19 protein-coding genes are annotated in these 20,942 nt (G+C 64.8%); 14 read left to right on the forward strand and 5 right to left on the reverse strand.

Going from position 1 to position 20,942, the window contains the following annotated elements; translation table 11 throughout:
• Window positions 1-659: 659 nt before the first annotated feature.
• The 10 genes from F4827_RS23720 (at window position 660) to F4827_RS23765 (ending at window position 9,246) form a co-directional block, all read left to right on the forward strand.
• Window positions 660-1,028 carry a response regulator gene (locus F4827_RS23720; RefSeq protein WP_027820392.1) on the forward strand — a complete coding sequence of 123 codons (369 nt, stop codon included), beginning with the start codon at window positions 660-662 and terminating at the stop codon, window positions 1,026-1,028.
• Window positions 1,021-1,644, forward strand: coding sequence for a chemotaxis protein CheC (locus F4827_RS23725; protein WP_027820393.1), 624 nt, complete (start codon window positions 1,021-1,023; stop codon window positions 1,642-1,644). Before F4827_RS23720 ends, F4827_RS23725 begins: the two co-directional genes overlap by 8 nt.
• Complete coding sequence (locus tag F4827_RS23730) at window positions 1,641-2,597, forward strand: sensor domain-containing diguanylate cyclase (protein WP_183728160.1); 957 nt, start codon at window positions 1,641-1,643, stop codon at window positions 2,595-2,597. The genes F4827_RS23725 and F4827_RS23730 overlap by 4 nt, the downstream gene beginning before the upstream one ends.
• A 336-nt stretch (window positions 2,598-2,933) precedes the next feature.
• Window positions 2,934-3,785, forward strand: coding sequence for a presqualene diphosphate synthase HpnD (hpnD, locus tag F4827_RS23735; RefSeq protein WP_167070384.1), 852 nt, complete (start codon window positions 2,934-2,936; stop codon window positions 3,783-3,785).
• Complete coding sequence (gene hpnE, locus F4827_RS23740; RefSeq protein WP_183728163.1) at window positions 3,785-5,035, forward strand: hydroxysqualene dehydroxylase HpnE; 1,251 nt, start codon at window positions 3,785-3,787, stop codon at window positions 5,033-5,035. Before hpnD ends, hpnE begins: the two co-directional genes overlap by 1 nt.
• Window positions 5,036-5,050: 15 nt before the next feature.
• Window positions 5,051-7,108 carry a squalene--hopene cyclase gene (gene shc, locus F4827_RS23745; RefSeq protein ID WP_183728166.1) on the forward strand — a complete coding sequence of 686 codons (2,058 nt, stop codon included), beginning with the start codon at window positions 5,051-5,053 and terminating at the stop codon, window positions 7,106-7,108.
• Window positions 7,109-7,125: 17 nt separating this feature from the next.
• Window positions 7,126-7,836: a phosphorylase gene (locus F4827_RS23750; protein ID WP_260175409.1), complete on the forward strand. Its 711-nt coding sequence runs from the start codon at window positions 7,126-7,128 to the stop codon at window positions 7,834-7,836.
• A 129-nt stretch (window positions 7,837-7,965) separates the two neighbouring features.
• A complete protein-coding gene (locus tag F4827_RS23755) occupies window positions 7,966-8,451 on the forward strand; it encodes an acyl-CoA thioesterase (RefSeq protein WP_183728173.1) in 486 nt (161 codons plus the stop codon).
• A 163-nt stretch (window positions 8,452-8,614) separates the two neighbouring features.
• Window positions 8,615-8,863 carry a type II toxin-antitoxin system Phd/YefM family antitoxin gene (locus F4827_RS23760; RefSeq protein WP_183728176.1) on the forward strand — a complete coding sequence of 83 codons (249 nt, stop codon included), beginning with the start codon at window positions 8,615-8,617 and terminating at the stop codon, window positions 8,861-8,863.
• A complete protein-coding gene (locus F4827_RS23765; protein ID WP_183728179.1) occupies window positions 8,860-9,246 on the forward strand; it encodes a type II toxin-antitoxin system VapC family toxin in 387 nt (128 codons plus the stop codon). Before F4827_RS23760 ends, F4827_RS23765 begins: the two co-directional genes overlap by 4 nt.
• A gap of 106 nt (window positions 9,247-9,352) precedes the next feature.
• Here F4827_RS23765 and F4827_RS23770 read toward each other — a convergent pair whose 3' ends face one another.
• Together F4827_RS23770 and F4827_RS23775 are read right to left on the reverse strand one after the other, a co-directional pair.
• Window positions 9,353-10,435: a VacJ family lipoprotein gene (locus F4827_RS23770; RefSeq protein ID WP_183728182.1), complete on the reverse strand. Its 1,083-nt coding sequence runs from the start codon at window positions 10,433-10,435 to the stop codon at window positions 9,353-9,355.
• Window positions 10,432-13,062 (reverse strand): MMPL family transporter, encoded by a 2,631-nt coding sequence (locus F4827_RS23775; RefSeq protein ID WP_183728185.1) that lies wholly within the window; start codon window positions 13,060-13,062, stop codon window positions 10,432-10,434. The genes F4827_RS23770 and F4827_RS23775 overlap by 4 nt, the downstream gene beginning before the upstream one ends.
• Before the next feature lie 207 nt (window positions 13,063-13,269).
• On the opposite strand from F4827_RS23775, the gene F4827_RS23780 reads away from it, so the two are divergent.
• Window positions 13,270-13,878 (forward strand): phospholipid-binding protein MlaC, encoded by a 609-nt coding sequence (locus F4827_RS23780; protein ID WP_183728189.1) that lies wholly within the window; start codon window positions 13,270-13,272, stop codon window positions 13,876-13,878.
• 107 nt (window positions 13,879-13,985) lie between these two features.
• Here the strand turns inward: F4827_RS23780 and F4827_RS23785 are convergent, their stop codons facing one another.
• Window positions 13,986-14,624, reverse strand: coding sequence for a response regulator transcription factor (locus F4827_RS23785; RefSeq protein ID WP_183728192.1), 639 nt, complete (start codon window positions 14,622-14,624; stop codon window positions 13,986-13,988).
• 19 nt (window positions 14,625-14,643) lie between these two features.
• On the reverse strand, window positions 14,644-16,086 hold the full coding sequence (locus F4827_RS23790; RefSeq protein ID WP_183728195.1) for a cache domain-containing protein: 1,443 nt from the start codon (window positions 16,084-16,086) through the stop codon (window positions 14,644-14,646).
• A 139-nt stretch (window positions 16,087-16,225) separates the two neighbouring features.
• Here F4827_RS23790 and F4827_RS23795 point away from each other — a divergent pair, with 139 nt between their 5' ends.
• From F4827_RS23795 to F4827_RS23805, 3 genes are all read left to right on the forward strand, one after another.
• Entirely contained in the window at window positions 16,226-17,155 is a 930-nt protein-coding gene (locus tag F4827_RS23795; RefSeq protein WP_183728198.1) for a glycerophosphodiester phosphodiesterase family protein, read from the forward strand.
• 174 nt (window positions 17,156-17,329) lie between these two features.
• Window positions 17,330-19,417 carry a carbon starvation CstA family protein gene (locus tag F4827_RS23800; protein WP_183728201.1) on the forward strand — a complete coding sequence of 696 codons (2,088 nt, stop codon included), beginning with the start codon at window positions 17,330-17,332 and terminating at the stop codon, window positions 19,415-19,417.
• A 35-nt stretch (window positions 19,418-19,452) separates the two neighbouring features.
• Window positions 19,453-19,659: a YbdD/YjiX family protein gene (locus tag F4827_RS23805; protein WP_027820406.1), complete on the forward strand. Its 207-nt coding sequence runs from the start codon at window positions 19,453-19,455 to the stop codon at window positions 19,657-19,659.
• A 127-nt stretch (window positions 19,660-19,786) separates the two neighbouring features.
• On the opposite strand, the gene hpnH is transcribed toward F4827_RS23805, so the two are convergent.
• Window positions 19,787-20,938: an adenosyl-hopene transferase HpnH gene (gene hpnH, locus F4827_RS23810; RefSeq protein ID WP_183728204.1), complete on the reverse strand. Its 1,152-nt coding sequence runs from the start codon at window positions 20,936-20,938 to the stop codon at window positions 19,787-19,789.
• Window positions 20,939-20,942: the final 4 nt, after the last annotated feature.

Genomic DNA, 20,942 nt, shown 5'->3' on the forward strand with positions numbered 1-20,942 from the left:
GTTCATCGCCGTGTTCAAGAAGCCTTCACTCAGCCATGCAGATATGCAGATAGCATGCGGACGCATTCATTCGGAACCGGTATAGGCAAAGTAAGGCGATTTTTCCGCCAGAGATGTCGATTGCGCGAAAATCCATGTAGCGCAAACGTACACAAAAGGATAATCTGCGGACTTCAATTAAGGGATCGATCATTTATTTCCCGAAATCCTTGAAAATAAGTCGTTTTCGTTCGCTGAACGATTATCGTCGAGTTGCATTTGTTTCCATTTGCTTCGAAAATCCCGAACACGCTAAATAACATTTCCAGACTTGGATGTTGTCTACCGCGCCGTCTGGTGTTTTCGATCTGTAAGCCGGGATGGAAAACCGAAAACACACGGCATAAAAAGGGGTTGCTTCCGTCAGACTGGCGAGGGTCGCCGCTGCTGCCGGGCCGCCCGGCGTCACGCACGCTGACGGCTTTGCTGCTTCCCATCGACTGTCCGGGCGCCCGCCCGTCCCTTTCGTCGAAACGGCGAAAGGCTGGTCGGCTGGCCGCCGAAACGCGGACGATTCCATGCTTTACGCATAAAATGCGCGCGCCCCTAAAGCTTTTGCGCGCGCCGCCGTTAATACGTCTTAACGCATTCCGTCCAACGCACACTCACTCCGCATATCCATGTCCTTACCCATCGTGATCGCCGACGATTCGCTGCTAGCCCGCAAGGTGCTCACGAAGGCGCTTCCCGAGGACTGGGACGTCGAGATTTCCTACGCGTCGAACGGGAAAGAAGCGCTGGCGCACTATCGCGCCGGGCGTGCGCCGGTCATGTTTCTCGACCTTACGATGCCCGACATGACGGGCTTCCAGGTCCTCGAAGCGCTCCAGCACGAGGACCTCAACACCTTCGTGATCGTCGTTTCCGCCGATGTCCAGCCGCGCGCCCAGGAGCGCGCGCTGGCGCTTGGCGCGATGGCGTTTGTGCCGAAGCCGGTCACCCAGGAAGCGCTGCTACCCATCCTGAAGGAGTACGGGTTGTATGCCTGATCGAGTGTTCACGGAACTGCAGCGCGACGCCCTGCAGGAGATCGCCAATCTTGGCATGGGCCAGGCGGCCACGCGGCTGTCGGGTCTGCTCAATGCGTTTATCGAACTATCGGTGCCGCGCGTTCGCGTGGTGGCGGTGCGCGAGGCGGCGCAGGCGCTGCGCGAGATGACTGGCATCGACGGTCCGGTCACGGCGGTGCGACAGGGCTTTCGCTCCGAGATCAAGGGCGAGGCGCTGGTGATCTGCCGCAGCGGCGAGATCGGCGAACTGGGCGCGCTGGTGGGCGGCCCGTTCGCGGAATCGGCGTGGGACGCGCTGACGGAACAGGAACTGATTTTCGACGTGGCGAACGTGCTGACGGGTGCATGCGTATCGTCGATGCTCGACCAGCTCGGGCGCCTGCCGGTGTTTTCGCAGCCGGGCTTGCTCGGCGAGGCCGTCACGCTCGACGAAGTGTTCCAGCCGGGGCTGCTGGCCTGGGATCTGGCGCTGCTCGTCGAGGTCAATTTCGCGCTGGAAGACCAGCGCTTTCGCGCGCATCTCGTCATGCTGATGGCCGAGGAGTCGATTTATCATGTGAGCCGCGCCATTGACGCCATGCTCCATAGCCTATGACTACCCCTGCTTCATCGCCTTCGCTGTCTGACCTCGTCGCGGAGCGTGTTGGTTTCGGCATCTTCGTGCTCGATCGCGAGATGAATGTGCTGATGTGGAACCGCTTCATGCAGGACCACAGCGGCGTGCCGGCCGAAGAGGTGATCGGCCGCCCGGTCTTCGAACGTTTCCCTGAACTGCCCCGCGCCTGGCTCGCGCGCAAGGTCGAGAGCGTGTTCCAGCTCGGCAGCTTTGCGTTCAGCTCGTGGGAGCAGCGCCCTTACCTGTTCCGCTTCGATCACGACCGGCCCATCACGGGCGGCGTCGATTACATGCAGCAGGATTGCACCTTCATGCCGCTCATGCGCGATCGTGAAGTGATCGCCGTCTGTGTGACGATCACCGACGTCACCCATGTGAGCATGGTGCAGCGCGAGCGCGAGGAGGCCGTCGCCAAGCTGCGCGAATACGCCGATCGCGACGGGCTCACCGGCATCGGCAACCGGCGTTATTTCGAAACGCGTCTCGCCGAGGAGTTCTCGCGCTGGCAGCGTTACGGCGGCGATATGTCCGTGCTGCTGTTCGATCTCGACCACTTCAAGAAGATCAACGACGAATTCGGTCACGTGGCCGGCGACACGGTGCTGCGCACGATGGCGCAGCGCGTGGCGGGCGTGGTGCGCAAGGAAGATATTTTCGGGCGCTTCGGCGGCGAGGAATTCGCGCTGCTGCTGCCGTGCACGCCGCTCGACGACGCCATGCACGTAGCCGAAAAGATCCGCCATACCATCGGCGACACGCCGGTGGATGTGCAGGGCGACGTCGTGGCCGTGACGGCGAGCGTGGGCGCGGCTTCGGCGCGGCCGGGCTCGAACGATTACGAAGCGATGATCAACGAGGCCGATGCCGCGCTCTACAGCGCCAAACGCCAGGGTCGCAACCGCTCGGTGGTGCTGCTGCACGAGCTGAACTAACGGCTCGATAGCGATCGCAGCTTGCAGGGCGATTGCTGTGGAAATCGGCGAAATTAGCCGATGATCGCAACAAGATTCGCGCGCAATGCGCGATATCACGGGCTGGCGTCCCTCGCCGCCCGTTGCGGTCCCTGTTTCCTGAGCGTTTCCTGAATGCCCCCGACTGCGGCGGCAGGCAAAGGTTGATATACTTTTGGCCGTTTCCGGCCTCGGACCCTGAACGGCGTTCCGACAGGGCCGGTGCCTCGCGCGTGTCCGCGCGCGCGGGCGACCCGCGGCACGCGGGCCCGAATATCTGTAACGCCCCGTCGAGGGCGCCCCCCAGCGGAGATCGTCTTGGCCGTTTCCAACCTCGTCGTGGACGATACACATCAGACCGATGCCGCCGCCGCTTCGTCGGGCAGCTCGTTTTATCTGGCGATGCGAATCCTGCCGGCTGCGCAGCGCGACGCCATGTATCAGGTCTACGCCTTTTGCCGCGCTGTCGACGACATCGCGGATAGCGACCTGCCGCGCGCCGAGCGTGCGGCAGGGCTCGACCAATGGCGCGCCGATATCGACGCGTGCTATGCCGGCACGCCGCGCGCCTCGCTCGCGGCGCTCACGCGTCACATCCATACCTTCGGCCTGCAGCGCGAGGATTTCCACGCGATGATCGACGGCATGGCGATGGACGCCGCCGAAGACATCTGCGCCCCCGACGAAGACACGCTCGACCTGTACTGCGACCGCGTCGCCAGTGCGGCGGGCCGCCTGTCGGTGAGAATTTTCGGGATGCAGGACGAGCCTGGCCGCCTGCTCTCGCATCACCTTGGGCGGGCGCTGCAACTCACCAACATCCTGCGCGACATCGACGAAGACGCCGATATCCGCCGCTGCTACCTGCCGCGCGAACTGCTCGCGCGCGAAGGCATCGCGGCGACCACGCCACACCAGATCGCCGCCGATCCGTCGCTGCCGCGCGTATGCGCGACGCTGGTCGAGCGCGCGCTCAAGCATTTCGCTGAAGCCGACGCGATCATGGACCGCACGCCGCGCGTGCAGGTCAAGGCGCCGCGCATCATGTCGGGCGTCTATCGCGTGCTGCTCGAACGCACCGTGGATCGCGGCTTCGACCTGCCGCGCCCGAAGGTTGTCAAACCGCGCGCGCGGCTTATGTGGATCGTGGCGCGCTACGCGCTGTTCTAATGCCACGCCTCGTCCACGTGATCGGCGCGGGGCTCGCGGGTCTCGCGGCGGCCGTCCGGTTGCAGCGGCGTGGAGTGCAGATCGCACTGCACGAAGCCGCTGGACAGGCAGGTGGACGATGCCGTTCGTACTATGACCGCACGCTGGCGGCCACGCTCGACAGCGGCAACCACGTGGTGCTGGCGGGCCACGGCGAAACGCTCGACTACGCGCGCGCGATCGGCGCCGCCGACGCGTTCACCGGCCCGGACGAGCCGGCGTTCGCGTTCATGGATCTGGCGGCGCGCTCGCGCTGGAGCGTGCGTTTTTCGCGCTCGCGCCTGCCGCTGTGGATCGCCGACGCCAATGCGCGCGTACCCGGTACGCGCCTGCCTGACTATCTGACCGTGCTGCCGTTGCTGTTCGCGAGGCCCGGCCGCACCGTCGCGCAGACCATGCCGTGCGCGGGGCCGCTCTGGGAGCGCCTGCTGCGTCCGCTCTATCTCTGCGCGCTCAATATCGAGCCGCGCGACGCCAGCGCGGAACTGGCGAGCGCGATGCTGCGCGAAGCGCTCTCCATCGGCGGCGAGGCTTTCCGGCCGCTAACGGCGCGCAATGGCCTTTCGAGCGCCTTCATCGACCCGGCGCTGCGCATGCTGCAACACGGCGGCGCGGCCATCCGCCTCGATTCGCCGCTGCAAGGCATTGCATTCGACGATGCGTCGCGTCGCGCCATCGCGCTCGATTTCGACAGTGGCCGTGTGCTGCTGGGCGCAGACGAAGCCGTTGTGCTGGCGGTGCCGGGCGCCGCGGCCTCGGCGCTGGTGCCGCAGCTTCAGGCGCCGCTGGAGCACACGGCGATCATCACGCTGCATTTCGCCGTCGATCCGCCGCCCGGGCTTGCCATGCCGATGGTCTTGATCAACGGCACGGCGGGCTGGCTCAACGCCGCGCCCGGCAGACTGAGCGCGACGATTCACGATGCGGGCACACTGTTGCGCCTCGCACCCGATGAACTCGCGCCGCGCGTCTGGGCCGATGTGGCGGCCGCCGCGTCGCTGCCCGTCGAGCCGCTGCCCGCGTGGCAGATCGCAAGCGATGCGCAGGCGGTGTTCGCCGCCACGCCGCAAGAGGAACTGCGCCGCCCGTCGGCGCGCACCCGCTGGAACAATTTGACGCTCGCGGGCGACTGGACGGCTACCGGTCTGCCCGCGTCGATCGAAGGCGCAATCCGCTCGGGCCGCAAGGCCGCGGATCTGCTCCTGTCTTGACACCAGGATGTATCGATGAACGATCTTTCCCAGGCCATGCCGGCCGACGACCCTGCACACGCACGCGCCGCCGCGCTGGCGTTTGACGGCGACGCACCGCACGGTGCCGCGTCCGCCGAAGAACTGGCGCACGACGCCAGCCTGGCTGCGGGTCTTGACGACGCCGTGGCCCGCGCGACTGACGCGATCCTCGCCGACCAGCACGCCGATGGCCACTGGGTCTACGAACTCGAAGCCGACGCCACGATTCCCGCCGAATACGTGCTGCTCGTCCACTATCTGGGCGAGCAAGCGAACCTCGAACTCGAAAGCAAGATCGCGCGCTACCTGCGCCGCATCCAACTGCCCGGCGGCGGCTGGCCGCTCTTCACGGACGGCGACATGGACGTGAGCGCGAGCATCAAGGCGTACTTCGCGCTCAAGATGATCGGCGACGCCGAAGACGCGCAGCACATGGTGCGCGCGCGCGAAGCGATTTTGGCGGCAGGCGGCGCGGAAAAGGCCAACGTCTTCACGCGCATCCTGCTCGCGCTGTTCGGCGTGGTCACCTGGTACGCAGTGCCGATGATGCCGGTCGAGATCATGCTGCTGCCCAAGTGGTTCCCGTTCCACCTCTCGAAGGTGTCGTACTGGGCGCGCACCGTGATCGTGCCGCTGCTGGTGCTGAACGCGAAGCGCCCGGTGGCGAAGAACCCGCGCGGCGTACGTATCGACGAACTGTTCCGCAGCGCGCCGGTGAGCACCGGCCTGAACGAGCGCGCGCCGCATCAGAGCCCCGCCTGGTTCGGCCTGTTCCGCGCCGTGGACGGCGTGCTGCGCGTGGCCGATCCGCTGTTTCCGTCGTACCTGCGCCAGCGCGCGATCGACGCCGCCGTGGCTTTCGTCGACGAACGCCTGAACGGCGAAGACGGCCTTGGCGCGATTTTCCCCGCCATGGCCAACGCCGTGATGATGTACGACGTGCTCGGCTATCCCGCCGATCACCCGCATCGCGCGATCGCACGCCAGTCGATTGAAAAGCTCGTCACGATCCACGCCGACGAAGCCTACGTGCAGCCTTGCCTTTCGCCGATCTGGGATACGTCGCTGGCGGCCCATGCGCTGATCGAAACCGGCGACGCGCGTGCGCGCGCGGCGGCGCGTCGCGGCCTCGAATGGCTGCTGCCGCTGCAGATTCTCGACGTGCGCGGCGACTGGATCTCGCGCCGCCCCGATGTGCGCCCGGGCGGCTGGGCGTTCCAGTACGCGAACCCGCACTATCCCGACGTCGACGATACGGCGGTGGTGGTGGCCGCAATGGATCGCATCGACAAACTCGACAAGACCAGCGACTTCGACGAAGCGATGGCACGCGCGCGCGAGTGGGTCGTGGGCATGCAGAGCAGCAACGGCGGCTGGGGCGCGTTCGAGCCGGAAAACACCCACGAGTATCTGAACAACATCCCGTTCTCGGACCACGGCGCGCTGCTCGATCCGCCGACCGCCGATGTCTCGGGCCGCTGCCTGTCGATGCTCGCGCAACTGGGCGAATTGCCGGTGGCGAGCGAACCGGCACGGCGCGCCTACCACTACATCCTCGCCGAGCAGGAAGCCGACGGCAGCTGGTATGGCCGCTGGGGCATGAACTACATCTACGGCACGTGGACGGCGCTGTGCGCGCTCAACGCGGCGGGCCTCGAACATCACGACTCGCGCATGCGGCGCGCGGCGCAGTGGCTGATCGCGATCCAGAACGACGACGGCGGCTGGGGCGAAGATGGCACCAGCTACAAGCTCGACTACCGCGGCTACGAGCGCGCGGCCAGCACGGCCTCGCAGACCGCGTGGGCGCTGCTCGGCTTGATGGCCGTGGGCGAAGTGAACCATCCGGCGGTCGCGCGCGGCATTGCGTGGCTGCAGCAAACGCAGCGCGAGCATGGCCTGTGGGATGAAACGCGCTTCACGGCGACGGGTTTCCCGCGCGTGTTCTATCTGCGCTATCACGGCTATCGCAAGTTCTTCCCGCTGTGGGCGCTCGCGCGTTACCGCAACCTCAAGCGCGAAGGCACGACGCTCGTGAAGGCCGGTCTGTGATGGCGGCGGTCGCAACGATGCAAACCCGTGGTGCGCTGCCCGTGATCGCCGTGACCGGCATAGCGTTCGAAGCGAGTATCGCGGCGGGCAAGGGCCGCGACGGCATCGAAGCCGTCTACGCGGCGCGCGCCGATCTGCTGGAACGCGCGCTGACGGCGGCGCTGGACCGTGGCGCGGTGGGCATCATCAGCTTCGGGACGGCGGGCGGACTCGGGCCGGATCTGCAACCGGGCACGGTGATCATCGCCGAGGCTGTCGACGGCCCGTTTGGCCGGCTCGAATGCGACAAGGCGTGGAGCGAGCGGATGGCGGCGGCGCTGCAGGCCTCGCCGCTGGCTGCGCAGACGCGCCGTGGCGTCGAGGCGGCGGTGGCCGCGCCGCTCACGGGCGCGGCGGACAAGGCCGCGCTTCACCAATCGAGCGGCGGCGCGCTGGCCGTCGACATGGAATCGCATCTGGCCGCCGCAGCGGCGGCCGCTCGCGGCCTGCCGTTCGCGGTGTGCCGCGCGGTGGTCGATCCCGCCTGGCGCAGTCTGCCGAAGGCGGCGATGGCGGGGCTGCGCGACGACGGCTCGACGGCGGTCCTGCCGATCCTGCGTGAACTGGCGCGCGATCCGCGGCAACTGGGAGGGCTGCTGCGCGTGGCGGCGGATGCCGGCGCGGCGCGCAAGGCGCTGGCAGGCGCGCGGCGGGTGTTGAGCGAGTCTGGCGCTTTTTTCCCGCGCTGATTTTTGGACTCCATGCATCGCGAATATTGAAATACTAGGGAAAACCCTTATCTCTGGTACTATCTCAGCGTTAACCTTGGATTTGCTTCCGCATCATCTGGGGGCGGATCAAGCATGGGAGGACCAGAAATGAATTTTCATACCCGCAAGTGGGTCAAGCCTGAAGACCTGAATCCCAATGGCACCCTCTTCGGCGGCAGCCTGCTGCGCTGGATCGACGAAGAAGCGGCCATCTACGCGATTTGCCAGCTGGACAACCAGCGCGTCGTGACCAAGCTCATCTCCGAAGTCAACTTCGTGAGCTCGGCGCGTCAGGGCGACATCATCGAACTCGGCATCGTTGCGACCGACTTTGGCCGCACCTCGATCACGCTGCGTTGCGAAGTGCGCAACAAGGTCACGCGCAAGAGCATTCTGACGATCGAAAAGATGGTGTTCGTGAATATGGGCGCCGATGGCAAGCCCGCGCCGCATGGCCGCGACCGCATTCGTTACGCGGAAGAAGCGTACGAGCTGTATCGCCAGACGGTGCATTCGGCGATGGATGCAACGGCGCTGGCGGCGCAGAACGAAATCGCGCGCGAGGAACGTCAGGAAGACGAAGCAGTGCATTGAGCTGCGCTGCTGTGCGCTGAAAAGAAAACCCGGCAAGGTCGATGACCTTGCCGGGTTTTTTGACATCTACAGAGCTTTTGCAGCAGGTCAAATACTGCTCTAAGCGGGTGCTTGTATGCAAATCTTAGCTAGACTAGACTAAGTGCAAACTCTGGGAGTTGCGATGAACTACGTCAATATGCTGGAAGCAAAGTCGTCCCTATCGCGTCTCGTTGAAGATGTGGAGACGGGACGTGAGGCTGAAATCATCATCGCAAGAGGTGGCAGGCCGGTTGCCCGCCTGGTTCCTTTGGAGCCGGCTGTACCAGTCGAACAGCGCATCGGCGTTGCCAGGGGCGCTTTCGAAGTGCCTGACGATATCGACGCGCACAACGACGCCGTCGCTTCGCTGTTTCATGGGGACGCCGGTTGAACATTCTCCTTGATACTCACATCGCGCTTTGGGCGATAGCGGATAGCCCGAAGCTTTCTGCGATGGCGAGAGAGCTGATTCTGGCACCCCGCAGCACGATCTTCGTCAGTACTGCTTCTATCTGGGAAATCGGCATCAAATTCGCTCTCCAACGCGGTGATATGCCTGTGTCTGGACAAGCAGCACTGGACTACTTCCGGCGCGCCGGTTACCGGATCTTGCCTGTTGAGGCAGAACATGCGGTCGCGGTTGAGGAGCTGCCGTTGCACCATCAGGATCCATTCGACAGGCTTCTGGTTGCTCAGGCGCTGAGCGAGCCGCTTCGATTAATTACGCATGACCCACAGGTAGCGCGATACAGCGACACAATTTTTCTGGTCTGATTCGAGGCGTCCCTTAAGGAAGAAAACCCGGCAAGGTCGATGACCTTGCCGGGTTTTTTGACATCTGCGCTCGCCCGCTCGCGCGGGCGAAGGCATCACATCGCGTTCAAGGCGCCGAGGCCGGTTGCGCGGGCGTGGCCATTGCCGGAGCCGAAGCCGCTTTCGCCGGCACAGCTCCAGAAGCCGCCTTCGGAGCTGAAGCGGCAACCGGCGCGGACGCCGCCGTACCCGCAGCGATACCTGCCGTACCCGCCGCGGCAGCCGCCCCTGCGCCTGCACCCGCAGCACCGGCCGCAGGCGCAGCCGCACTGCCCTCGCCCGGGTCTTCGTAATTCGGCAAGCCGTTGTTCTTCGACGAAGAGCCACCCGACCCAGCCGCACCCGAATCACCCGGATCCTCATAATTCGGCAGCCCGTTCTTCGACTTGCCCGCGCCCGCACCGCCGCCGTTGTCGTCGGTGCCGCCCGGATCGCCGTAATCCGGCAGCGGCTCGTTATTGTTCTGCGAGCCGTTGATCCTCGACTGGCGCTGCTGGCGGTACGCGTCGCGCACGAACGAATACTTGTCGAGCGCGGCCTGTTGCAGCAGGTCGGTAGCGCCCAGCAGGTCGGCACGCGTGCTGACGAACTGCGCGATATACATCGGATTGCGCACCGCGGGCTCGATGTAGTTGAGCAGGTTGAACTTCACGTCCACGCCCATGCCGATACCGTCGCGAATCGAGCTTGGCCCGAACACCGGCAGCACCAGATAGGGACCTGCCGGCACGCCGTAGTGCCCCAGCGTCAGACCGAAGTCCTGATGGTGCTTGGGCAGCCCGGCGGCCGTCGCGAAGTCGATCAGGCCGCCCAGACCGAAGGTCGTGTTCATCGCCAGACGCATCAGATCCTCGGTTGCGTCGGTGATCTTCAACTGCAGCAGATCGTTGGCGAAATTGCTGATGTCGCCGAGATTCGAGAAGAAGTTGGAAATCGCCTGGCGCATCGGCTGAGGCGTGACTTTCTGGTAACCCTTCGCGATCGGCTGCGCGATATGGGTGTCGAGCGCGTCGTTAAACGTAAAGATCGCCCGGTTCGCGGGTTCGAACGGGTCACCCGGCTTGCGCTCAGGACCGGTTGCGCAACCCGACGTCACGAGGAGCGTCAGGCTCGCTGCCGCCATGGTGAGCGCGGCTTTTTTCTTCATCATTGATCGATCCCCTGCGTTTGCGATCGTGCGCGCTTCGCGCGCGGCTTGCCCATCAGCACCGGCTGGAACACCACGGCGCCAATCAGCGTACATAACAAGGACAGTGCGAGCAGTTTGCCCATGCTCGACGTGCCCGGATGGTGCGAAAGCCACAGGCTGCCGAACGCCGTGGCGGTGGTCGCGGCCGAGAACAGCACCGCATGTGTGAGGCTCGAATGCAGGAGGCCGGTTTGCCCCGCGCGCCAGGCCATCACGAAATAGATTTTGAACGCGACGCCCACGCCCAGCATCAGGGGAAGCGCGATGATATTGGCGAAATTGAGTTGGATACCGAACACAACACACAACTCTAGCGTCACGAGCGCCGATACCAGCAGAGGAATCAGCGTGCGCAGCACGTCGCCGAAATGGCGCAGCGTGATCCACAGTAGCGCCGTGATGAGCAGCACCGACCAGCACGCCGCCTGCAGGAACGCGAGGATGATCACGTTGGCCGAGTGCAGGATCGAGATCGGGCCGCCGATCGCGCCCGGCTCCGCCTTCTTCACGGCGTGCGAAAAGCGCGCGAGCATGACGTCGTCGTTCGGATCGACGCCCGCGGGCACGCGCGGCGCGACATCGACGATCGCCTGGCCGGTGATCGACGACACCCAGTCGCCAACCATTTCGGGCGGCAGATTCTCGCGCGTGACTTCCGAAGGCTGGAGCAGGCGTTCCAGCTGCGCGAAAGCGAGCTTGAGCGGCAGGCTGAAGGCCGTTTCGGCCTTGTCGCGCAGCACCGGGCTGGCGGCCGCCAGCTTCATCAGGCCATCCGAGAGATGCTTGGCTTCGGCTGCGCCCGGACCCGGATGATCGCCTGCCGCGAGCGCCAGCTGGTTGGCCGCGCGCTTGAGTGTATCGACGCGCACGGCGTCGGTGACAGGCGACGAGGGTTGCTGCGTGAGCGCCGGCATCAACTGCTGCGCGGCGCTGGCGATCAGCATGAGCTTTTGCTGCTGGTCCGTGGGGATCAGCGAGCTGAGCGTGGTCGCGCGGCCGACTTCCGGCAGCTTTTCGAGCTTTGCGGCGATCTTGTCGGCATCGGCCAGCGTCGGGGCGATCACGCTGACATCGTTGATCGAAATGACGGGCGAATTCTTCAGCGCGATCAGCGTCGCCATCGACTCCGTATGCGGGTCCTTCAGATGCAGCGGATTGAAATCGAAGCGCAGGAAATACAGCAGCGGCGACGCGCCCACCACCACGATCAACGTGCCGATCAGCACGGGCTTGCGATGCTCCGCAAGCCACTTGTCCACCGGCGCGAGAAACGCAAAGCCCGGCGAAGCGCGCTCGCCCTTTGGCTTGAACACGCTGATGAGCGCGGGCAGCAGCGTCATGTTGGCGATATACGCGACGAACATGCCGACGCCCGCGATCTGGCCGAGTTCGGACAGACCCTTGTAGGCGGTCGGCAGGAACGAAAAGAAACTTTCGGCCACGGCGATGGCGGCGAGCGTGAGCGGCACGCCGATCAGGCGCGCGGTCTTGAGCAGCGCGACGTCGAGCCGGTCGTCCTGAAAGCGTTCTTCGCGATACTTCACGCCGAACTGCACGCCGAAATCCACGCCCAGCCCCACGAACAGCACCATGAAGGCCACCGACAGCATGTTGAGCGAGCCGATCATCGCCAGACCCAGCGCCGCCGTGACGATCAGGCCGACCACCAGCGTAACGAGCACCGCGCCGATCAGACGTCCCGAGCGCAGCGCGAGCCACAGGATCACGAGCACGACGATGGCCGTGATCGCGCCGTTGAGCGCGGCGCCGTCCTGCACCGAGGCGAATTCGTCGTCGGCGAGCGGCTGTTCGCCGGTCAGTCGCACGCGTGCGCCGTACTCGGTATCGAGATGCAGCGAGGCCGCGGTAGCGCGGATGGCCTGCGAGGCGCTTGCGCCTGCTTCGAGGGCGGCGAAATTGAGCACCGGCTGAACGGTGACGAACGAGAACGCGGGTTTGGTCGCGGCGTCCTTGTCCACCAGCGCGCGCCACGAGAACGCAGCGGGCCTGCCAGCCAGCACGTCATCGACGGTATTGGCCGCGCTGCCGAGCAGGCTTGCCATTTGCGGCAGCTTCACCTGACCGATCGTGAGCGGCAATTGCAGCGTGGTGGTGAGCGTGCCCGCCAGACCGGCCAGGCTTGGGTCTTTCGCAAGCTGGTTGATCAGCGGCCGCGCCTGCACGAGCTGGCCCGTGGTGGACAGCACCGTTTGCGTCGACGGGAACAGCAGGCCGTTGTGTTCGAAGAACGGGCCGCCCGCCGGTTGCGAGACGGCGCTGAATTCGCGCTTGTCCTGCTTGAGGGCGTCGGCGAGCTTGTCGGCGGCGGCGTCCGCGAGTTCGGGCGCCTGGGCTTCGACTACCACCAGCAGCGAGCCGCTGCGCTGGGGGAAGGCTTTGTCCTTGGCGTCGCTGAGTGCGGCCCATTCGGCGTTATTCTCGACGAGGCCGCTGATGTCCGTGTTGATCTTGAAATGCTTCGCGACGTACACGCTGCCGATGACGGCGAGCGCGAGCGCGAGTGTGATGACCCACGCCGCGCGGCGCACAGACCACGCGACGAGGTGGATGATGAATGGCTTCAGCATAAAGGCGAGGGGGCCTTGTCGTTTAACTAGTTCTGATGTGAAGCGCTCAAGTATACCGGCCTCGCCCATCAAGGCGCGCCTTGCGCACACGAGTGCAGGCGGTAAAGCCGTTATACTGGGTCAGCCGGGGCGGGATCGCAGCGTGGCTTGCGCCGCAACCTTGCCCCTTCCCACCGGCACCTGATATTCACTGTTCCAAAATCGCGTATGAAACGTTATCTGACCGCATTTATCGCCGCCGCCTTCCTGTCGGGCGTGTCGGGCGCCGCTCTTGCCCAGTCGTCGCCGGACGCCGTCGTCAAGGCCGCCGTTGAAGGCACCGTGAAGGCGATGCAGGCCGATCCGCAAGCCCGCGGCGGCGACATGGCCCAGATCACGAAAGTGGTCGAGACCCATTTCGTGCCCGCCACGGATTTCCAGCGCACCACGCGTATCGCCATCGGCAAGGCCTGGACTACGGCCACGCCCGAGCAGCAGCAAAAGTTGTATGAGCAATTTCAACTCCTGCTTGTGAAGACCTACGCATCGTCGCTCGCGCAACTTCGCGACACCCAGGTGAACTTCAAGTTCGCACCGTCGAACACCGGCGCGGCCGCGAAGGACACCGTCGTGCAGTCGCACGTGCTGAGCAACGGCGGCGACGACGCCATCGACTACCGGCTCGAACGTTCCGGCAACGGCTGGAAGATCTACGACATCAACATGATGGGCGCGTGGCTGATCCAGGTCTATCAGACCCAGTTCGCCGACCAGATCGCCAAGGGCGGCATCGACGGCCTCATCAAGTTCCTCGTCGATCACAACGCGCGCAGCTAATCCAGCTTAGTCGTTCGCGCGGTAATCAGACGGCACGGCGCGCACTCTTTTACGGGAGTGCGCGCCGTGTGCGTTTTGAGCATCGGTTTTGTACGTGTTTCGTACGCTCATTTCCTGCGGTTTTCCACCGCGAACTTGATAAGCTCCGCTTGACCGTCGATATCGAGCTTGCGCTTGAGATTGAGCCGGTGCGTTTCGACCGTGCGCACCGACAGCCCCGCGCGCTGCGCAATCTGCTTGCTCGATAAACCTTCGGCGAGCGCGTCCAGAATGTCGCGCTCGCGCGGCGTGAGGCGCTCGATCGGCGTTTCCTTGAGCGACGCCTGGATCATGCGCGCGCCCAGCCCCGCGCTGAAAAACGTCTGCCCTGCCAGCACGGCCTCGATGGCGCGCACGATCTCCGCGCCCGGCGAATCCTTGAGCACATAACCGCTCGCGCCCGCGCGCAACGCCTGGGTCACGTACTCGACGTTGTCGTGCATGGAAAGCATCAGCACGCGGATCGCCGGGAAGCGCTCGTGAAAAATGCCCGCGAGCGCGATGCCGTTGATGCCGGCCATGCCCACGTCCATCAGTGCGAGATCGGGTTCGAGCGCGGCGGCGAGTGCGATGGCCTCATCGGCGTTGCCGGCCTCGCCCGCGACTTCCAGGCCCGGCACGGCTTCGAGCCGCGCGCGCAGGCCGTCGCGCACCAGCGGGTGATCGTCGACGAGCACGAGGCGCGCCGCTTTGGCTGATTCGTTCATGGTGTCTCTGTGTGCTTTTTTATGTGCGGGCGCTGCCCGGGCGAATCGGCACCCACGCGGTCAGCACTGTATGTCCCGGCTTCGAGCTGATGGAAAGCTGGCCGCCCAGCGGTTCCAGCCGCTCGCGCATGTTGCGCAGTCCCATGCCCGCGCGCGGATCGGCCTGCGTGAGCGCGACGTCGAAGCCGCGCCCATTGTCGGCGATGGCGAGCGTCACGCCATCCTGCTCGATATCGAGCGTGAGCGCCGCGCGGCGCGCATGAGCGTGCTTCACGATGTTGGTGAGCGCTTCCTGAGCGATGCGGAACAAGACCGTGTTGACGGCGTCGGGCAAGGGCTTCGTGCGATGTAGCGGGCTTGCGCCGCCCTCGCCTTCCAGCGTGAAGCCGATCTCCATCGACGATTCGTCGGCGAGTTCGCGCGTGAGCTGTTCGAGCGCAGCGGCCAGACCCAGATCGTCGAGCATGGCCGGGCGCAGCGCATGCGAGATGCGGCGCACTTCGCGCAGCGTGTCCGAGAGCCGCGTGAGGCCGGTGGACAGCGACGCCTCGGCGGCGGCCACGCGGATTTCGCCGCGCTCGAAACGCGCGAGCGCCGATTCGAGCAGCAGCTTCGCCGACACCAGCATCTGGCTGATGCCGTCGTGCAATTCGCGCGACAGACGCGCGCGCTCCTGTTCCTGCGATTCCACGACCTGCTGCGCAAGACGCTTGAGCCTGGCGTCGGTGCTGCGGTACTCGCTCACGTTGAGCACGAGCGCACCGAGCGCGAACACGCCCACGCCCGCGAGCGCGATCACGCCGAGCCATTGCAGCGTGCGTTCGATATTCGCGGAGGCGCGTTCGTCGATATGGGCGAGGGTGGAATCCACATCGTCGAGATAGATGCCCGTGCCGACCATCCAGCCCCAGCGCGGCAGCGCCACCACATAACCGAGCTTGGGCGCGAGCTTGCCCGTCGAAGGCCGATGCCACATGTAGCGCACGTAACCGCCGCCGTGCTGCGCCGCGCTCACGAGCTGCTGGATCGTCAGCGCGCCTTGCGGATCGCGCAGATTCCATAAATCCTGGCCGACGAGGCCCGGCTCGCGCGGGTGCATCAGCGAGCGGCCATGCATGTCGTAGACGAAGAAATAGCCGTCGGGGCCGAAGTCCATCTTTTGCAGCACCGCGAGCGCGGCGCGCTGGCGGGCCGTCTCATCGGCGGGCGCGATGGTGGTCGCGGCGTCGGGATCGTAAAGCGGCGCGATGGCGCTGGTGGCGAGCTCGACATAATGGCGCAGCTCGATCTCCTTGCTCGACAGATACGCCGCCTGCATGGTGGCGTGCTGCGTGCGCGCGAGCGCGGTCGCCTGCTGCCGCACGCCGATGCCGATGCTCGCGATCGCGGCGAGAAACGGCACAACCGCGAGCAGGAAGATTTTTGTCTTCAGCCGGTCATTGAAGAAAAATGGGGCAGGCATGGCGGCGTTCGGAGGCAGAGTGTGCAAGCATAACCGGGCGCGTCTGTCAGAGCAGGCAAATTCCACGCGACCTTGCCTGCTTTGCGCGATGGATGCGCGCGCAACGATTTCACGAATCTCCGTTTTTTGCGAGCCGATCATGATGCAATCGATGTTTCTGCGTGTTGCCATGGGCGTTTCGATAGCGTCGATCCTGGCCGCGTGCGCGGGCGGTCCGGCAGCGTCGGTCGACGCGCACAGACAAACGGTGCCGTTCGTCATCGCGCATCGCGGCGGCACGGGCGACGCGCCCGAGAACACGTTGCTCGCGATTGGCTCGGCGCTCGCGAATCACGCCGACGCCATCTGGCTCACGGTACAGCTAAGCCGCGACGGCGTGCCGGTGCTCTATCGCCCTGCCGATCTGGCTGCACTGACCGACGCACACGGCCCGGTTGCTTCGAGAACTGCCGCAGAACTTGCGCGCGTGAACGCGGCCGCGCGCTTCAAGCCGCAGACGTTCGCAGGCGTTCCGACGCTTGCCGAAGCGCTCGCCGTCATTCCTGCCGCGACGCCCGTGATCCTCGATATGAAAGCGCTGCCCGCCGCGCCGCAGGCCGCCGCCGTGGCGCGCGTGCTCGACCAGGCCGGTGCGTGGAACCGTGTGCTGCTCTATTCCACCGAAGCCGCTTATCAGCAGGCGTTTGCGGCGTGGCCGCGCGCCCGCGTGTTCGAATCGCGCGATGCAACGCGCGGACGGCTCGCGCAGGTCGCGCTTGCGCAGACGTGTGAAGCGCCGCCGTCGGCGGGTACGTGGGCGGCCTTCGAATGGCGGCGCTCGCTCGACCTGACCGAGCGCTTCACGCTGGGCGAGGCGCACTCCACGGTCGCCGAAGCGCAACTGTGGTCGCCCCAAGCCGTGCAGTGTTTTCGCACGAACGCAAATGTGCACATCGTCGCGATTGCCGTGAATGACGCGGCGGATTACAAGGCGGCGGCGTGCGCGGGCGTGGATGCCGTGCTGGCCGATTCGCCGCGCCAGATCGCGCCGGTTCGCGACGCTCTGCGACAAGGCTATCGCTGCCCGTAGTGCGCCATCGCGCATCAACGGCTACGTAGTACTACGTAGCCGCCTTACGTAGTTGTCCGGTTGTGGGAGGCGCGGTGAAAGCGAATACTGTGCGCCACGCTCCGCTCATTCTTTGTCTAGTATGAAGAAGGCGGGCACAAGATCACCCATTAAAAAAATGACACAGGAGACGCCATGAGTCGGACATCCAGTCTTGTCGTCTGGACGCTTGTTGCGCTGCTCGGCGCATTCGCGTTCGGCACCATCGCGCTCGCACACGGCGAGCGCATTTCCGCGTTGTGGATCGTGATTTGCGCGGTCTGCGTTTATCTGATCGCTTACCGCTTCTACTCGCGCTTCATCGCGAGCACGGTGCTGCAACTCGACGGCCTGCGCATGACGCCGGCGGTGCGCCACAACGACGGGCTCGACTACGTGCCCACCAACAAATACGTGCTGTTCGGCCATCACTTCGCGGCGATTGCGGGCGCGGGGCCGCTGGTCGGCCCGGTGCTGGCCGCGCAGATGGGCTATATGCCCGGCATGCTGTGGATTCTCGCGGGCGTGGTGTTCGCGGGCGCGGTGCAGGACTTCGTGGTGCTGTTCCTCTCCACGCGTCGCGACGGCCGCTCGCTCGGCGACCTCGTGAAGATGGAGCTCGGGCCGGTTCCGGGCGTGATCGCCCTGTTCGGCACCTTCCTCATCATGATCATCATTCTCGCGGTGCTCGCGCTGATCGTGGTGAAGGCGCTGACGAATTCGCCGTGGGGGACCTTCACGGTGGCCGCGACGATTCCCATCGCGATCTTCATGGGCCTTTACGTGCGCTACATCCGCCCGGGCAGGATCGGCGAGATTTCCATCATCGGCTTCGTGCTGCTGATGGCGTCGATCGCGTTCGGCCAGCAAGTGCATGATTCGCCGACGCTGGCCGCCTGGTTCACGTTCACCGGCACGCAACTGACGTGGATTCTGATCGGCTACGGTTTCGTGGCTTCGGTGCTGCCGGTGTGGCTGCTGCTCGCGCCGCGCGACTACCTCTCCACGTTCCTCAAGATCGGCACGATCCTCGCGCTGGCCATCGGCATCCTGATTGTCGCGCCTGAACTGAAGATGCCGGCGTTCACGAAGTTCATCGACGGCAGCGGTCCGGTGTGGTCGGGCAACCTGTTCCCGTTCCTCTTCATCACGATCGCGTGCGGTTCGGTGTCGGGCTTCCACGCGCTGATCTCCTCGGGCACCACGCCCAAGCTGCTCGATAACGAAACCAACGCGCGCTTCATCGGTTACGGCGCGATGCTGATGGAATCGTTCGTCGCGATCATGGCGCTGGTGGCCGCTTCGGTGATCGAGCCGGGTGTGTACTTCGCGATGAACGCGCCGCTCGCGGTGCTCGGCACGACGCCGGACGCGGTGGCGCAGACGGTCGGCCACTGGGGCTTCATGCTCACGCCGGACATGCTCACGCAAACGGCGCATGCCGTGGGCGAAACCACCATTGTCGCGCGCGCTGGCGGCGCACCGACGCTGGCTGTGGGCATGGCGCAGATCCTGCACCAGGTGATCGGCGGCGAGGCGATGATGGCGTTCTGGTATCACTTCGCGATTCTGTTCGAAGCGCTGTTCATTCTGACGGCAGTGGACGCGGGCACGCGTGCGGGACGCTTCATGCTGCAAGATCTGCTGGGCACCTTCCATCCGGCTTTGAAGCGCACGGAATCGCTGCCCGCGAACCTGATCGCCACGGCGTTGTGCGTGGCCGCGTGGGGCTACTTCCTCTATCAAGGCGTGGTCGATCCGCTGGGCGGCATCAACACGCTCTGGCCGCTGTTCGGCATCTCGAACCAGATGCTCGCCGGTATCGCGCTGATGCTCGCCACCGTCGTGCTGTTCAAGATGAAGCGCGAGAAGTTCGCCTGGGTCACCGCACTGCCCACGTTCTGGCTGCTGATCTGCACGCTCACGGCGGGCCTGCAGAAGATTTTCGACAGCAATCCGAAGGTGAGTTTTGTGGCGCACGCGCAGAAGCTCTCGGCGGCGCTCGACTCGGGCAAGATCCTCGCACCCGCAAAATCGGCGGAACAGATGCAGCGCATGATCTTCAACGACTATGTGGATGCGGCGCTCTCTGGCCTGTTCATCTTCGTGGTGGTGAGCATCGTGGTGTACGGCCTGATCGCGATTGCGCGCGCTCGCCGCGCCGATCGTCCGACCGTGCACGAGACGCCCTACGAGGCGTTGCCTGCGGGCGCGACCATCGCGGCGCGTCAAGGCGCACACTAAGTCCACCGCAAAGCCACGCTATTTCGGAGCGCATCATGTTCTCGGAACTTCGCGACAACGTGCAGACCGCCGGGCGCTATCTCGGCCAGGCCATGCGCCTGATGGTCGGCCTGCCGGACTACGACGGCTACGTCGCGCATATGCGCGCGACGCATCCGGATCGTCCGGTCATGACCTACGAGGAGTTTTTCCGCGAGCGGCAGAACGCGCGCTATGGTTCGGGCGCGGGGAAATGCTGCTGAAATAGCGAAAGCGCGATGGCAAGAGTCATCGTGCTTTTTTTCGCGGCAACCAAAACACAAAGGGCGCAACGGCTTTCACCGTTGCGCCCTTTTCTACTTCAGCGCCGTAATAGCGCCGAAGAAAAACTTAGCTAGCCGCGACCGTCACCGGCTTCTTCGTCTTCGCCGAGTTCTTGATCTCTTCGAGCTTGATTTCGACGTGACGCGAGAACACGTATTCAGCCGGACGCGCGCCTTCGAGCGGGATGTCCTTCACGAACGCGCCTTCGGTCTTCGGGCCGCTGATCGCGACCTTCAGCGCCTTGAGCGGATGCGCGACCGTGTCCATCACGGCGGTGGCCTCGAAGCCGCAGTGGACCATGCAGTCCGCGCACTTCTCGTACTTGCCCGTACCGTACTTGTCCCAGTCGGTGGTTTCCATCAGTTCCTTGAAGGTCTTCACATAACCTTCGCCGACCAGATAGCACGGCTTTTGCCAGCCGAACACCGTGCGCGCCGGGTTGCCCCAGGGCGTGCATTCGTAGGTCTGGTTGCCGGCCAGGAAGTCGAGGAACAGGCTCGACTGGCTGAACGACCACTTCTTGCCGTTGTTGCCGCGCTTGAAGATCTCGCGGAACAGGTTCTTGGTCTTGTCGCGGTTCAGGAAGTGCTGCTGGTCCGGCGCGCGCTCATACGCATAGCCCGGCGACACCGTGATGCCGTCCACGCCGATGGCGTGAGCCGTGTCGAAGAACTTCGCCACGCGGTCCGGCTGCGCGTCGTTGAACAGCGTGCAGTTGATGTTCACGCGGAAGCCGCGGCGCTTGGCTTCCTTGATGGCCGCGACGGCCTTGTCGTACACGCCTTCCTGCGACACCGAGTGATCGTGCGCTTCGCGGTCGCCGTCCAGGTGGACCGACCAGACGAAGTACGGGCTCGGCTCGTAGTCGTCCATCTTCTTTTCCATGAGCAGCGCGTTCGTGCAGAGATACACGAACTTCTTGCGCGCCATGATGCCCTTGACGATCTGGGGCATTTCCTTGTGCAGCAGCGGTTCGCCGCCGGCGATCGACACCACCGGCGCGCCGCATTCGTCCACCGCGCCGAGGCATTCCTCAAGCGACAGACGCTGGTTCAGGATGGGATCCGGATAGTCGATCTTGCCGCAACCGTTACAGGCCAGGTTGCAGCGGAACAGCGGCTCGAGCATGAGCGCGAGCGGATAACGCTTATTGCCGCCGAAATGCTGGCGGAAGATATAGGCGCCAACGCGGACTTTTTGGAGCAGCGGAATAGACAAGAGG

Origin of the sequence: Paraburkholderia bannensis, assembly GCF_014200455.1 — a bacterium.
Classification (GTDB): Bacteria; Pseudomonadota; Gammaproteobacteria; order Burkholderiales; family Burkholderiaceae; genus Paraburkholderia; species Paraburkholderia bannensis_A.